The sequence below is a fragment of the Saccharopolyspora spinosa NRRL 18395 genome, from assembly GCF_000194155.1.
In the GTDB taxonomy this organism is placed as follows: Bacteria; Actinomycetota; Actinomycetes; order Mycobacteriales; family Pseudonocardiaceae; genus Saccharopolyspora; species Saccharopolyspora spinosa.
In genome coordinates this window covers 2,075,660-2,088,017 of record NZ_GL877879.1, presented here as the reverse complement: position 1 = coordinate 2,088,017, position 12,358 = coordinate 2,075,660, and the positions used below count along the sequence as shown (strand labels likewise).

The following is a 12,358-nucleotide window of genomic DNA, read 5'->3' as shown; positions in this document are numbered from 1 at the left end:
ATAGCAATGTCCACAGTGGATCAGGGTGGACATAGTTGTTATTTATCAAGGAGTTTCGCGCCTTCCTGAACAAGCCGGTCCTGAGGTTGGGCAGCGGCAAAGCCCGCTCGGTGCGGGTGGATCTGGTCACGATTCCGAAGGCGCAGTCCGCTCCGACCGTGGACGGCGTGGACGACGACGGCGAGCACACAAGCCCGGAGCTGGACCTCTCCTCGCTTTGGGAGGGAACCCTGGCTTGGTCGTAAACCGGTGCTGCCGGACACTGCGGCGAAGAGCTCGCTGATCGTGCTTGGCGCTGCCGGGATCTGAGCCGGCCTCCGCACGGACCGGACCAAGCACTCGCCCGTTGTGAGCGCTGCAGGTGGTCACGCTCGAGCCAGCCTGGCGGTGGGATTCCGGGCCGATCTCATCGCATTCGCGGACGATGCGCTCGCAGTTCCGGAGGCGGATCTGCCGCAGCTCAGTGTCCTCGACGAACGACCGACCTACCACGCCGCCGACCTGCAGCCAGGGTGGTCCGCGAGTGCTTTTCGGCGCTGTAGCCGACGAAAAGCACGCACGGACCCCCTCGGCGGAGCGGCTCAGGACTTGGCGGGGCCGTAGGTCAGGTGCACAACCCCGTTCTGGAACGCTTCCTGCGCGGCCAGTGCCAGCGGGATGCGCTGCGTGCCCTCGGGGAACAGCTTCGCCCCCGAGCCCAGGACGACCGGGTAGACCAGCAGGTGCAGTTCGTCGATCAGGCCATCGGCCAGCAGCGCGCGCACCAGGGTGCCGCTGCCGCTGATGTAGATGCCGTCGGTCTCCTCCTTCAGCTTGCGGATCGCCTGCAGGTCGTAGGCCCCGAACACCGTCGAGTTCTGCCATTCGCCGGCGGAGGTCAGGGTGGACGACACCACGTGCTTCGGGGAGTCGTTGAAGAACGGCGCGCCCGGATCGTCCTCGGCAGTGCGGCCGGACCAGGCCGGGGCGAACATCTCGTAGGTGGTGCGTCCCAACAGGATCGCCGAGCTGGACTCCGTCAGGTGGCCGATCGACTCGCCCATTTCGTCGGTGAAGCCGTATTCGGCGGTCCAGCTCGGGTTCTCGAACACGCCGTCGAGGCTGACGAACTCTTGAACGCGGATCTTGCCCATCGGTGGACTCCTGTCTCGGCGACGACGCGCAGGTCCGGGCCGAGCGCTCCTCGCCCGGTGCCGACCCCCGCAGCCGATCATCCTGTTGTTCCGGTTTGGCCGATAGTGACTGAAGCAGATCCGCGAACTCATCGGTATCCGGCGAAGTTCCCGCGCGGAGTGCGCGAGGTCACTCGGGTGCTGCCGACGGCCGTCGACCGAAAATCCGCTCGGTTGAGTGGCAAGACCTTGCCACGCTGGGGGAATGCGCTCCGCTGGCGGTGTTGGACGCCGCGACTGCGGGGTTGTGGGCCCTGGGCGCGCTGCCCAGGTCTGGCGAATGCGGTAGTACTCGGCGTGTCGCCGGATTCGCAGGGAGAAAGCGCATGACAGCCGCGGACGTGCCCTTCTCGATGTATCCACGGACCACCGCCGTGCGCATCCGAGATCTGATGCGACGATGCGCGATCACCCACGACCACGCCGAACGGGCCGCCCTGCTGGAGAGGCTCGCCGCCGAACTGGACCGGGCCGCGCGAGACCTGCTCGACAACCGACCGACCGAGGAGTGCAGCCGACGTGAGCTGGCGGCGGGCCTGCACGGCCAGGCCGGCATGGTCCGGTTCTTCGCCGACCTCGAACGTCGTGATCGCGCCAGGCAGGCCTTCGATCCCGCGCATCCGCGGGTGCGCTACCCGTGACGCCGATCGAAGAGCCGGCTGGCGAGCGTCAGCAGAAACCGCGCGGCGGCCAGAACGGTCCGGACCGGATCACCCGGCTCGGCGCACCGGGCTCATCGGGCGCGGGGAGGGCGCGAAGCGCGTCGATGGCGGCGGTCAACGAGCCCGAGGATTGCCAGACGACCCCTCCGCGCGTGCCCGGCGAGTCGACGCGCAGCCGAACCGCGAGGGCCTCGCGGCGATCGACGATCCACAGCGCATCGCTGTACTCCGGCCAGTTCAGCACACCGACGAGCCACTCCGGGCGCCCGGCCGTGTCGGTCAGGTACCAGAAGGTCCACAGGGCGTGCGAGAGCCCGATCAGGACAGCGAGCTCCGGGTAGAGCTGCAGGGCCTCGTCGATGCTGGTCACGGATCGGCATCTTTCGTGACGTTCGGGCGTCTGGGTAGCAGATCCGATGGCGCGTCGCTACCTGCCGCCCTTATGGGTGATACGCCGGAGTTCTCGATCGGTATCGGGGGCGGGGATCCTCGGCGGTGGATCTCATGTCCGAATCTGTAGGTTATATGCCGTTGTGGTCATGTGGACGGCGGGCCGGAAACCCTGCCCCGGCGGATCGGGACCGTCGTCGTGCCCGGGCGACGCGACTGGCCGCAGGCAGTTGCCAACCGGGAACTGGTCGCCCTCGCGGCAGGTCTCGCGCGTCGAACCGCACGCCTGACCTCCGTGTGCGCCGGGGCGTTCGTGCTGGCCGCGACCGGCGCGCTGGACGGCCGACGAGCCGCAACACACTGAGAACTCACCCGGAAACTGGCCAAGGCCTTCCCGGAGGTGCGGGGCGAGGCAGATCCGGTGTTCGTTCGCGACGGCAACGTCACCACGTCGGCCGGGGTCACCGCCGGTATCGATCTGGCGCTCGCGCTGGTCGAAGAAGATCACGGAGCCGACCTGGCCGGCCGCGTGGCAGCCGCTCAGCCGTGCAGTAGCCCTGGGCGCTTGCGCAACGGTCTGGGCGCCTACCAGGTCGATTGCGGGCAGGCGTTCTTCGGCGCGAAGGGGCCGTTGTTGTTGAAGGCGTGTCCGGCTAAGCGCTCTCCCATGCGGCGTTGGCCCGCCGCGTCCGGGTCGAGCTGGTCGGGCAGCGGTAGTTCCTCGAAGTCCGGTTCTCCGTAGCGGGCGCGACCGTCCAGGTAATGGAGGTTCGGGTCGTCGGTCGCTCGTTGTGCGGTGATTCGGGAGAGTCCGTCCCGGATGACGTTGAGCGTCAGCCGCCCTACGGCCCGGTCCGACGGGGTGCCGAAGCCCGGAACGCGGTCACCCGACCACTTTGTTCAGGAATCCGGTCAGGTTGGCCGTGGTCCGCTCGACCTTCTCCGCCAACGTGAGCGACTCGTGGAGCCGCTCGCCGGAGGCGACTTCCTTCTTTCCGCGCAGGTAGAGCGAGCAGGCCAGGTCGGTGCAGATGTAGGAGCCGACGGAGTTGCCCTGTTGCCCGGCCCGCCCAGCCCTGCGGGCGGTCATCAGCGAGACGCCGTCTCCGGTGTGCGTGGTCAGGCACAGCGAGCACATGCTGCGCCGCAGATGTCTGGCATGCGGCGCAGCCAGCCGCAGCGCGACGCCCACCAACCCGTCGCCGGACTCGGTGACGAGGTAGGCCCGCTGCGGCGCGGCGGGATCCCGCCACCCGAAGAAGTCCAGGTCGTCCCACGGTTGCGCGGCCAGGTCCCGGGGGACGGGCAGGCGTTTGGCCTCGCCTTTGGTGCAGTTGACGAACGATGCGCGGATGTCGCGCTCGGTAGCAGGCCTCATAAATATGAAGCTACCCCTTCTAGAGTTTTACCACGAATCATTTAGTTGTAACCTAGGAGCCCTAGGAAAGGGGTGCGGATGGCACGCGCGGGGTTGAACGCCGAACGCCTGACCCGGGCTGCGGCGGAACTGGCCGACGAGGTCGGCTTCGCGAACGTGACCGTTTCGGCGCTCGCGCGCCGATTCGGCGTCCAGGACGCGAGCCTGTATTCGCACATCAGGAACGTGCAGGATCTGAAGGCCGGGGTGGCGGCGCTCGCCCTGGCGGAGCTCGCCGACCGGGCCGCCGGCGCGCTGGCCGGTCGCGCGGGCAAGGACGCCCTCGTCGCCTTCGCCAACGCCTACCGCGATTACGCCAACGAGCACCCGGGGAGGTTCGCGGCAGCGCAGATCGAGCTCGACGCGGAGACGGCGGCAGCCAGTGCGGCGCGTCGGCACTCGGAGATGACGCGGGCGATCCTGCGCGGCTACGACCTGTCGGAGCCCGACCAGACGGATGCCGTGCGGCTGCTGGGCAGCGTCTTCAGCGGGTACGTGAGCTTGGAGGCGGCGGGCGGGTTCCGCCACCACCCGCGCGAGGCGGACGCCTCCTGGTCCAGGGCCTTGGACGCCCTCGACGCCGTCCTCCGGAACTGGCCGCCCGCTTCGTGATTCGTGCCAGCCAGTCGAGGCCGAGCATGCGGATGCAGCGGTTGATCGCGTCCGACTCGCCCTTGATCGAGACGTCGCCCGGTGGCAATCGCTTCGAGCAGGGCCAGCATCCGGGCGCCGACCCAGATGAACATGTCGGCGCATTTGACGACGAGATCCGGTTCGGCGCCGCTGACTTGCTGGAACGACACCTACCCGTCCTGGACCTCGATCGTGACCGTCTCGTCGCCGCCCGGAACTCGTAGCGCTGGTCGGCATCGGGGATCTCGGACTCGGTGATCATCGACTGCACGGCCAGGAAGCCCCACTCGGCGCGCTTCGTGCCGATGCATCAACTCGCCGACCGCGACCGAACGGCGGGTTGGCGCCTCGAGCATTTCCAGTCCCTGCCAGCGGTTTCGGCGTCCCGGACTGCCGCAGCGAGGACGTCCATCGCGGGATCGGGCGCGATGAGCGACAAGGCTCCGCCTGCGTGCCCACGGCGTTTGCTGCCAGGCGAGCCAATTCTCGGCCGCACGGTCGAAACACCACGCGGCTTTCCTGTGAGGAGGAGGAATCAACATCATGACGCCTCATGCAGTGGTGGCAGGCGATCTCGCTTCACCAGCGGATAGCGACGTCGTTGAGACCCCTCCGTCTGCCCCGCGCAGCGGAAGGGGATAGGCGTACACCTGATCAGGATAGGGAGCGTTTCGGGGTGTGGCCGCGCACTTGGCGCAGCACACCGCGTTTGAGGTGGTCGCCTCAAGGCGCCGCTGGCGGACCCGCGCTCGTGGTGGCGCCGCCGGGACTGGCACGGTCGGCGTCAGCTGGCACGACATTCAACCGCGACTTCGGAGCCGAGAACGAGGAGCGCGCGCAGGCTCCGGGGGTGTCGGTGTTCGTCCGGGAGGATGCGCTGGTGCGCTACTTCTACAGCGGTCGCCCGGACCTCTCGCCGCGCCAGTCCGAGCGCGGCATCGATCTGCTGTCGCCGGTGTGGCAGGTGCTGGACCTCCCCGGCGGCCGGGGCGACTGGTACGGCCAGCAACGACTACATCCCGGACGCCCACTCCTGACCGGTCAGCGTGGCTTGCGGGATTCCGTTCGTCCGGGGCGACGACTTGGCGTGCGTCGGCGCGGCTCGGCGTCACCAGACACACCGGACTTGCCGGGCTTACGGGAGGACTGATCACCGCCGTCATCCGCGGCCTCGGCTGCGGCCTCGGTTTCGCGTTCCTGCTGCATGCGGCGCTGGCGCGCGCCCTGTGTGAGCTCGGTCCCGAGAGTGTCGAGCCGTTCGTTCCAGAACCCTCGGTACCGCTCCAGCCACATGTCGACATCCTTCAGCGGAGTGGCGTCAACGGCGTACAGGCGCCGCGTCCCCTCCGCCCGGACTGTGGCGAACCCGTTCTCACGCAGGACACGCAGATGCTGCGACACCCCCGGCTGGGAAATGCCGAACTCCTCCTGCACGACAGTGCTGATCTGACCCGCGGCCAGCTCGCCGTCGGCCAGCAGATCCAAGATCCGGCGACGAACCGGATCGCCGAGTACGTCGAACGCGTGCACGGACAAAGTCTATGCGACCAGCTTATATAATTCAATCTTGATAATTCCGCCCGTGTCTGGTGACCTGCGCGAAGGCGGGCACTACGGTCTGGAGGGCAACGCGAACGGCGAGATCCTCCGTTGCGAGCCGCCGAGACTGCTGGGGCTGCAATGGATTCCGCCCGGCGGTGGGCGCCACGACCAGGTCGAGATCCGCTTGGTGCCGGAAGGCTCGGACGCCACGCTGCTGGAATTGGAGCACGCCGCGGTCGCGGACGTCTTCCGCACCGACCCCGACACGGGTTGCTACGGGGCGGCATCGGTTGGGAGGGGCCGCTGCACTTCCGAAATCGAAGCAACGTCGGACTGACGCTCTCCAGACGGTTCCCCGACTTCCGCCGCTCGATGTCTCCTGCGGACCAGTAGTGCATCGGCAACCGGCCGGGAAGTCTTCCGTGGGTGCCTCCCGTTCGGACGTCCGCACCTGCCGGGTTTCCGCTGTGATGCTGGCAGATTCCGCTTGTGGATCAGCATCGATGCGACGGCCAAGGTGAAAGTCGCCAACATCGCCGAGGCGAACAGCGCGGCCGAGGCGAACAGCGCGGCCGAGGCGAACAGCGCGGCCGAGGCGAACAGCGCGGCCGAGGCGAACAGCGCGGCCGGGGCGTTCGTGGCAAAAGCCTGATCGAAGACCCACTACAGGCCGTCGCGGGCTTCAACACGCGCGAGTTCCAGTGCGAGCCGCGCGTCACCCCGAGCGGCTGCTTGCGCGATGACGTCTCGTGCGGGCAGCGGGAGCGGTCACGACGACGTCGGCGAGCCTGGCTTTGTAGAGCACGGTGGTTCCGATCCCCGCTCCGATGGCGAAGGGCATCGCGAAAAGCATGTAAATATGCGCGTATGACTATATATCGAGAACTCTGCTACCGGTCGAGCGGCTGTGGGCTGCGATTGAACCGCTCAGTGGTTGCACCATTACTGTCCGTGCTACGTTGCGTGACTGTTTCCACAGGTTACAGTTTGATCTCAATCTAATGGGGTACATTGCGACGGCATGAAACCCCCGAATTATCGACGCTCCGTAACTGCCCTGACTGCTCTCTTGATCGGTATCGGAACCGCCGCCGCATGGGCACCCGCAGCGGGCGCGGCTTCCTCGGTCGAAGACCAGGTCGTCAACCTCGTGAATGACAAGCGCGCCGACGCCGGCTGCAAGTCCGTTTCGGTGGACTCCCGGCTCTCCGCGTCCGCCAAGGCCCACAGCGCCGACATGGCCAAACGGGCCTACTTCGATCACACCACCCCCGACGGTGTGACCTTCTCGCAGCGCATCTCGAAGGCCGGCTACCCGTCGCCGGGCGCCGAGAACATCGCAATGGGCTACCAGACCGCACAAGAGGTCATGGACGGCTGGATGAAGTCCGACGGTCACAAGGCCAACATCCTCAACTGCTCCAACAAGACCATCGGCGTCGCCGTCGACACCGACGGCTACTACTGGACGCAGGACTTCGGACGCTGAGTCGCCCGGCGGCTGCCCGGCATGCGGCATACCGGCCGCTGATGATGTTGCCGCCAGTGGAGAAGCTGGCAGCCGCCTCGTTCGACGACGACCTCCGACGGCGTCGAAAGCTCACGAGCAGTTGCCGGCGATGGTGGTTAGACGCCGACCGGCGCTAGTGATGGCATGAGCACGCTGGACACTTCCATGAATTCACGGACGGCCGGGGATTTGCGGTGCTTGCGCAGCCGGATACGGAGATCGTTCACGGCATCCAGCGAGCGCGAAGACTGGACGGTTGCGCCGAGTGTGGCCGCCGTGATTGCGGCTGACGCGGTCGCCTGTAGGTCGTGTGCGTCCAAGGCCGCCCGAGCCTGCGCGGCGTGCGCGAGCGAGCCACGGCGGGCGCGGCCCTGCCGTTTCGCGTCTGCGATCGACCGACCGGCAAACTCGGATGCCTCGCGCGGGCGCTGTAGGTCACGGAAGGCGTGTGCGTATTCGCCGTTGAGGTACGCCACGTCAATGAAGCGCGCCCATGCCGGTTCTTCATCATGGTTGACGTTGGCGAACGCCTTTTCGGAGTGGCTTACGTTCCGTGCGGTCGCTTCCGCGTTGCCCATCGCGGCTTCAGCACGGGCTTCGAGCGCGTAGAGATCGGCGAGGCACGCGGGCGAGTGCCCACGGGCGAGACCGGCGCGTCCCGCCTTCGCGAGTTGCGCGCCTTGGTCGGGGCTTCCGGTGAGTGTCGCCTGATCAGACATACCGGCGAGCACGTGTGCGCCGAGCTCTGGCCGTCCGCACTCCTGCGCGAGTCGTAGCGACTGGATCAGGTATCGCTGGGCTAGGGAATGCTCGCCGTTGTCGAACGCCATCCACCCGAGTAGGTAAAGCTGTTCGGCAGCTGATTCGTACAAGGCACGCCCGTTCCCCGTACTCGGGTCGTTCGAGCGCAGCAGGGGCACGAGGTGTGACGTGAAGTACCCGGCGAGCTGGTGACGCGCATGGCCACCGCCTCGCATCACGTCAAGCTCTTGAAAAACGCCGAACGTGCGGCGGATAGCGTCGACCTGATTGCTGCCGATCTTGCGTGCCGTCTGGCCCGCCTCATCCAACGTCGCGAGCAGCCAGTCACGGCTAGGCGCGATCGACGCGGCCACGGTGAACAGTGCGCCACTGAGGAAACGTCGCCGTTCCATATCGTGCCTCCCTAGATCCGCTACGGCATCCACCGTAGCGGCCAGCGACGCGGAGTAGACAAGACCGGCATCGGACGCTCGGCGCACGGGTACTGGTGCCGTCTCTGCCTGGCGACAGGCCTGCGTGAGCGCGGCCCGTCGAGCGCGTATCTCGTGCTCATGGGTCTTGGCTTCGAGGTGACGATATGCCGCGACCAGCGCACCGTCCGCGCTGGTCAAATCGTCCGCTGCCTGCCAGAACCGCTCGTCAGCTCGCGCACGACCGGTCTCGATATGAGCGATGGTCGAACGATGGTAGGCCGTCTGCCGAGCCACGTCGGACTGCGTTAGCTCGGCTGCCTTGCGGAACGCGGCGAGACGCTGTCCAAGCGCGTGACGTAGTTCGACAATCGCGGTCGATTCCCGTGCCATACAGCTCCCGTCCCCGACCTGCTGACTGTGGTCCCGCAGCGTAGCCACACATGACTGCCAGTGTGGCAGTGCGACACACACGGTTACCAACACGACGCCAACACGGTTGCCTTCTCCGTAGGCGGGACAGGTGGTTGTCCCTACCGGTCACCAGTCCCGCTTCTCAGCTCACGGCACGGAAGGCGGTACGTGATGCGCTTGCGAATCAGCCACTCACGCCGGACACCGGCCCGATGCGACGGCAGGTGGCCGCGGTGGTGACTGCACTCGTGCTACTCGGTATGGCCGGCGCGCTTGGCCTGGTGTTCCTCGCGCACCGCGCGCGAACCCGAGGCAGCGGGGCGGACGCGCCGGACCGGCTGACCGTGGCGGAGCTGATACAGCGAATAGCGAAGGAAACCAGCGGCGATCGTGAAGGGCGGCATGCCGTACACAGCCGGGACACCGAGCGTCCGCATACCGGTCGGGACGCCGTCGGGGAATTCGCCACGGACGAAATCCCTATCCCTGTTCAGCGGGACAAGACGGAAATCATTGTCCTGCCGTTGGCTCGCCGCCGCTATGTGCCCGTGCCCTTGGTTCCACAAACGCGTAAGGATCACCGATGAACAGTATCGACGACGGACTACGAGCCTTGATCACACGAGGTTTCCGGTTTCAGCACGTGAAAGACGATCGCGGCGATGTGGCCGTGATCGTTGGGTCCTACGCGTGGGGCGAATTCGACGTGCACGATGTCGTGATCTCCTGCGACAGCCGTCAACTGACCGACCTTCCACCCGGCTCGAAAATCGGCACGTCCGCCGTGCGCCGCCGCGCACAACTGGCCCTGTACCGGCCCGATCTGGTCATCGAACGGGTGCGGGGTGGCATTGACAGCCGGATCAAGAAACTGGACGCCGGGGACTACGACGCCATCCTGTTGGCACGTACGGGATTGCAGCGGATCAACCTGGACGACCGGATCACCGAAGTGTTGCCGACCACGTGGGCCGACGGAGACACCCCGGCGATGGTGCCCGCCGTGGGCTCGGCCGTGATCGGGATACAAGCCCGCACAGCAGACGAACCGGTCATGCGACTACTCGACGAAATCAACCACCCGGACACCGCCCGCCACATCACCGCCGAGCGGACCATGCTGCACATGCTGCGCGGGCACTGCAACAGCCCCATTGCCGGGCATGCGCACACCACGGCGGACGGCCAACTCTCGCTGTTCGGGATGGTGTTCAACCGGGATGGCTCCCAATGGGTCCGCTCGCACGGCTGGGGACCGACCGACGACCCGGCCAGCCTGGGCGCGTGGGTCGCTGGGGACCTGTTGCGTCAAGGCGCGCGACGCCTGATCACCGCCACCCGCAAGTGAGGCGCATTCCGCCCGCGCACCCAGCTACGGCACGCGGGCTGATCTTCGACGCGGCCGGACGGGATCTTGTCACGCCGGATTCGCTTGCGGGCGACCGAACTGGACTCCTGGCAGTGGTCAACCCCAGACGACGCGTTGAGCCTGCTACACCCCGACGTAGCCGACCGGCTCACCGCCCTCCGGTCCAACCAGCCCAGCGCGGTCTACGTCCAGCAACAGTGAAGCCGCAAACGCGCCCGTGCCAGACTGCCGTGCCAGACCGGCCAAGCGGGCCCAAGACGGCAGGCACCGGCACCACCCGGCCACACCGTGTGTCCCGTGGACACACATATGGCCACCACCTGCCACCAACACGTGCCATCTGACGCCATGACCATTGGGGTGGGCGCGCCGAGTGGGCCGGAGTTCCGTGCTGGCTTCTACTGTTTCCGGATCAAAGGTGCGTCTTGCGGTGAGAGGCGTCCAGCGTTCGGCTGAGGGTGTGGGCCTCGTGCAGGAGGAGGGCGCCGAGTTCGGGTTGCCGGTCCGGGCGGAAGCGGGGCTCGATCCCGGTCAGCGTCAGGGCCCACGCGGGCTGCCCCGCGCGGTCGAACACCGCCGCCGCCATGCCCCAGCTCCCCTCGACCACCAGACCAGGGTTTACGGAGTAGCCGTCGCGCCGGGTGCGGGCGATGCGGGCGTGCACTTCCTCGGGGGCGTGCGTCTGGCCCCATCGGCTGGTCAAGTCGGTCCGCTCCAGGTAAGCGTCGATCTCAGCGTCGTCGAGGAAGGCGAGGATGACCAGGCCAGCGGAGACGACTCCGAGCGGGAACCGGGCGCCCTCATAGAGCACGAAGGACCGGATCGGGAAGTCGCCGTCCTCGCGGAGCAGGCACACCGTTTCCTCTCCTCGCAGAGCCGAGAAGAACGCGCTTTCACCGGTCTTGGCCGCCAGCCGGTGCACGCTCGCGCGGGCGTGATGCGTCACGTCGTAGCGGGTGCCGGCCGTCTGCCCCAGCAGGTACAACTCGGGGCCCAGGAACCACCGGCCGGTGCGCCGGTCCCGGTCGACGAACCCCTCATCCGCCAGGGAGCTGAGCAGGCGGTGCACGGTCGGCCGGGGGAGGTCGGTGGCCCGGGCGAGTTCGCTGGTGGCCGCCCCCGCCTCGTTGGCGGCGGACAGCGCCCGGAGCACCGAGCCGACCCGGCCGATCAAATGGGCGTTGGGGCTAGCGCTCATGCCTCCACTCTAGCGTCCACTGAGTGGACCCCAAGGTCGATCAATGGTCACCCGACGAACAGTTCGGCCGTCGTTCGTCCCTGTTTGTTGCGGTGAACACGAGGTTGCTCCTTTACTGCTGCTGTTCGTCCAGCGGACCGATGAAGAGGTGATGAGTTGTCAAAGCTGCGTTCGAGTGCGGCGGAGGCACTGGCCGATGTGCTCGAAGACGGAATGACGATCGCCGTCGGCGGCTTCGGCTTGTGCGGTATCCCGAGCGACCTCATCGAGGTCGTCCGCGACAGCAGGGTCACCGGCTTGACGGTGGTCTCCAACAACATGGGTGTCGACGGCAAGGGACTCGGGCTGCTGCTCGAGAACCGCCAGGTGGCCAAGGTGATCGCGTCCTACGTGGGTGAGAACAAGCTGTTCGCGCAGCAGTACCTGGACAAGGCGCTGGTCGTGGAGTTCGCGCCGCAGGGGACGCTGTCCGAGCGGTTGCGGGCCGGCGGCGCGGGAATCGCGGCGTTCTACACCCGCGCGGGCGTCGGAACCCCGGTGGCCGACGGCAAGCCGTTGGCGGAGTTCGATGGGCAGACCTACGTCCAGGAGCGGGGGATCGTCGCTGACGTGGCGCTCGTGCACGCCCACACCGCAGACCCGGCCGGCAACCTCGTCTACCGGGCGAGCGCGCGGAACTTCAACCCGGTCGTCGCGACCAGCGGGAAGGTGACGGTGGTCGAGGTCGAGCACCTGAGCGAGGAGTACCTCGACCCGGAACGGGTCATCACCCCGGGCATCTACGTCGACCGCCTGGTCCTTGCCCGGCCCCGAATCAAGGACATCGAGAAGCGCACGGTGCGGCCCCGCGTCCCCGCCCTGGCCGACTAGGAGCAACCC

Annotated in this window: 20 protein-coding genes; 14 read left to right on the top strand and 6 right to left on the bottom strand. The window is 67.3% G+C overall.

Annotated features, from left to right (window positions below; all coding sequences use genetic code 11):
• The first annotated feature begins 35 nt into the window (after positions 1–35).
• Positions 36–245 (top strand): hypothetical protein, encoded by a 210-nt coding sequence (locus SSPN_RS0128925; RefSeq protein WP_010311900.1) that lies wholly within the window; start codon positions 36–38, stop codon positions 243–245.
• Between the two features lie 336 nt (positions 246–581).
• Here SSPN_RS0128925 and SSPN_RS0128920 read toward each other — a convergent pair whose 3' ends face one another.
• Complete coding sequence (locus tag SSPN_RS0128920; protein ID WP_010311898.1) at positions 582–1,133, bottom strand: dihydrofolate reductase family protein; 552 nt, start codon at positions 1,131–1,133, stop codon at positions 582–584.
• 365 nt (positions 1,134–1,498) lie between these two features.
• On the opposite strand from SSPN_RS0128920, the gene SSPN_RS0128915 reads away from it, so the two are divergent.
• On the top strand, positions 1,499–1,813 hold the full coding sequence (locus SSPN_RS0128915; protein WP_010311897.1) for a hypothetical protein: 315 nt from the start codon (positions 1,499–1,501) through the stop codon (positions 1,811–1,813).
• Between the two features lie 28 nt (positions 1,814–1,841).
• Here SSPN_RS0128915 and SSPN_RS46355 read toward each other — a convergent pair whose 3' ends face one another.
• Entirely contained in the window at positions 1,842–2,204 is a 363-nt protein-coding gene (locus tag SSPN_RS46355; RefSeq protein ID WP_010311895.1) for a hypothetical protein, read from the bottom strand.
• A gap of 171 nt (positions 2,205–2,375) precedes the next feature.
• Between SSPN_RS46355 and SSPN_RS62280 the strand changes: the two genes are divergently transcribed.
• Together SSPN_RS62280 and SSPN_RS62275 are read left to right on the top strand one after the other, a co-directional pair.
• A complete protein-coding gene (locus SSPN_RS62280; RefSeq protein ID WP_010311894.1) occupies positions 2,376–2,588 on the top strand; it encodes a DJ-1/PfpI family protein in 213 nt (70 codons plus the stop codon).
• A 57-nt stretch (positions 2,589–2,645) separates the two neighbouring features.
• Positions 2,646–2,966: a hypothetical protein gene (locus SSPN_RS62275; protein ID WP_010311893.1), complete on the top strand. Its 321-nt coding sequence runs from the start codon at positions 2,646–2,648 to the stop codon at positions 2,964–2,966.
• A 141-nt stretch (positions 2,967–3,107) separates the two neighbouring features.
• On the opposite strand, the gene SSPN_RS0128895 is transcribed toward SSPN_RS62275, so the two are convergent.
• Positions 3,108–3,602, bottom strand: coding sequence for an FBP domain-containing protein (locus SSPN_RS0128895; protein ID WP_010311892.1), 495 nt, complete (start codon positions 3,600–3,602; stop codon positions 3,108–3,110).
• A gap of 78 nt (positions 3,603–3,680) precedes the next feature.
• On the opposite strand from SSPN_RS0128895, the gene SSPN_RS0128890 reads away from it, so the two are divergent.
• The 3 genes from SSPN_RS0128890 (at position 3,681) to SSPN_RS63020 (ending at position 5,424) form a co-directional block, all read left to right on the top strand.
• Complete coding sequence (locus SSPN_RS0128890) at positions 3,681–4,253, top strand: TetR/AcrR family transcriptional regulator (protein ID WP_029535810.1); 573 nt, start codon at positions 3,681–3,683, stop codon at positions 4,251–4,253.
• 26 nt (positions 4,254–4,279) lie between these two features.
• Positions 4,280–4,498, top strand: coding sequence for a hypothetical protein (locus SSPN_RS0128885; RefSeq protein ID WP_010311890.1), 219 nt, complete (start codon positions 4,280–4,282; stop codon positions 4,496–4,498).
• Positions 4,499–4,827: 329 nt separating this feature from the next.
• Positions 4,828–5,424, top strand: coding sequence for a DUF899 family protein (locus SSPN_RS63020; protein WP_083822158.1), 597 nt, complete (start codon positions 4,828–4,830; stop codon positions 5,422–5,424).
• On the opposite strand, the gene SSPN_RS0128880 is transcribed toward SSPN_RS63020, so the two are convergent.
• Positions 5,316–5,804, bottom strand: a complete 489-nt coding sequence (locus SSPN_RS0128880; RefSeq protein ID WP_010311888.1) for an ArsR/SmtB family transcription factor — start codon at positions 5,802–5,804, stop codon at positions 5,316–5,318. The genes SSPN_RS63020 and SSPN_RS0128880 overlap by 109 nt on opposite strands.
• 52 nt (positions 5,805–5,856) lie before the next feature.
• On the opposite strand from SSPN_RS0128880, the gene SSPN_RS46345 reads away from it, so the two are divergent.
• From SSPN_RS46345 to SSPN_RS0128865, 3 genes are all read left to right on the top strand, one after another.
• Positions 5,857–6,153 (top strand): SRPBCC family protein, encoded by a 297-nt coding sequence (locus SSPN_RS46345; RefSeq protein WP_010311887.1) that lies wholly within the window; start codon positions 5,857–5,859, stop codon positions 6,151–6,153.
• A 150-nt stretch (positions 6,154–6,303) separates the two neighbouring features.
• Positions 6,304–6,468: a hypothetical protein gene (locus SSPN_RS57160; protein WP_010311886.1), complete on the top strand. Its 165-nt coding sequence runs from the start codon at positions 6,304–6,306 to the stop codon at positions 6,466–6,468.
• Between the two features lie 417 nt (positions 6,469–6,885).
• Complete coding sequence (locus SSPN_RS0128865) at positions 6,886–7,305, top strand: CAP domain-containing protein (RefSeq protein WP_010311885.1); 420 nt, start codon at positions 6,886–6,888, stop codon at positions 7,303–7,305.
• 137 nt (positions 7,306–7,442) lie between these two features.
• On the opposite strand, the gene SSPN_RS46340 is transcribed toward SSPN_RS0128865, so the two are convergent.
• Positions 7,443–8,891 carry a helix-turn-helix domain-containing protein gene (locus SSPN_RS46340; protein WP_101376795.1) on the bottom strand — a complete coding sequence of 483 codons (1,449 nt, stop codon included), beginning with the start codon at positions 8,889–8,891 and terminating at the stop codon, positions 7,443–7,445.
• A 254-nt stretch (positions 8,892–9,145) separates the two neighbouring features.
• On the opposite strand from SSPN_RS46340, the gene SSPN_RS55595 reads away from it, so the two are divergent.
• The 3 genes from SSPN_RS55595 to SSPN_RS57155 all read left to right on the top strand — a co-directional run bounded on the left by SSPN_RS55595 (position 9,146) and on the right by SSPN_RS57155 (position 10,482).
• Positions 9,146–9,499 (top strand): hypothetical protein, encoded by a 354-nt coding sequence (locus tag SSPN_RS55595; RefSeq protein WP_143539659.1) that lies wholly within the window; start codon positions 9,146–9,148, stop codon positions 9,497–9,499.
• On the top strand, positions 9,496–10,260 hold the full coding sequence (hemC, locus tag SSPN_RS46335; protein ID WP_010311880.1) for a hydroxymethylbilane synthase: 765 nt from the start codon (positions 9,496–9,498) through the stop codon (positions 10,258–10,260). The genes SSPN_RS55595 and hemC overlap by 4 nt, the downstream gene beginning before the upstream one ends.
• A gap of 66 nt (positions 10,261–10,326) precedes the next feature.
• Complete coding sequence (locus SSPN_RS57155) at positions 10,327–10,482, top strand: NUDIX hydrolase (protein WP_158309664.1); 156 nt, start codon at positions 10,327–10,329, stop codon at positions 10,480–10,482.
• Positions 10,483–10,693: 211 nt separating this feature from the next.
• On the opposite strand, the gene SSPN_RS0128840 is transcribed toward SSPN_RS57155, so the two are convergent.
• A complete protein-coding gene (locus SSPN_RS0128840) occupies positions 10,694–11,479 on the bottom strand; it encodes an IclR family transcriptional regulator (protein ID WP_044575067.1) in 786 nt (261 codons plus the stop codon).
• Positions 11,480–11,635: 156 nt separating this feature from the next.
• On the opposite strand from SSPN_RS0128840, the gene SSPN_RS0128835 reads away from it, so the two are divergent.
• Positions 11,636–12,349 (top strand): CoA transferase subunit A, encoded by a 714-nt coding sequence (locus SSPN_RS0128835; protein ID WP_010311875.1) that lies wholly within the window; start codon positions 11,636–11,638, stop codon positions 12,347–12,349.
• Positions 12,350–12,358: the final 9 nt, after the last annotated feature.

Coding starts and splice junctions, on each gene's coding strand:
- SSPN_RS0128890 (WP_029535810.1), top strand. CDS start 3,681: ATGGCACGCGCGGGGTTGAACGCCGAACGCCTGACCCGGGCTGCGGCG.
- SSPN_RS0128840 (WP_044575067.1), bottom strand. CDS start 11,479: ATGAGCGCTAGCCCCAACGCCCATTTGATCGGCCGGGTCGGCTCGGTG.
- SSPN_RS0128920 (WP_010311898.1), bottom strand. CDS start 1,133: ATGGGCAAGATCCGCGTTCAAGAGTTCGTCAGCCTCGACGGCGTGTTC.
- hemC (WP_010311880.1), top strand. CDS start 9,496: ATGAACAGTATCGACGACGGACTACGAGCCTTGATCACACGAGGTTTC.
- SSPN_RS0128885 (WP_010311890.1), top strand. CDS start 4,280: ATGCGGATGCAGCGGTTGATCGCGTCCGACTCGCCCTTGATCGAGACG.
- SSPN_RS0128915 (WP_010311897.1), top strand. CDS start 1,499: ATGACAGCCGCGGACGTGCCCTTCTCGATGTATCCACGGACCACCGCC.
- SSPN_RS0128895 (WP_010311892.1), bottom strand. CDS start 3,602: ATGAGGCCTGCTACCGAGCGCGACATCCGCGCATCGTTCGTCAACTGC.
- SSPN_RS46340 (WP_101376795.1), bottom strand. CDS start 8,891: ATGGCACGGGAATCGACCGCGATTGTCGAACTACGTCACGCGCTTGGA.
- SSPN_RS63020 (WP_083822158.1), top strand. CDS start 4,828: ATGCAGTGGTGGCAGGCGATCTCGCTTCACCAGCGGATAGCGACGTCG.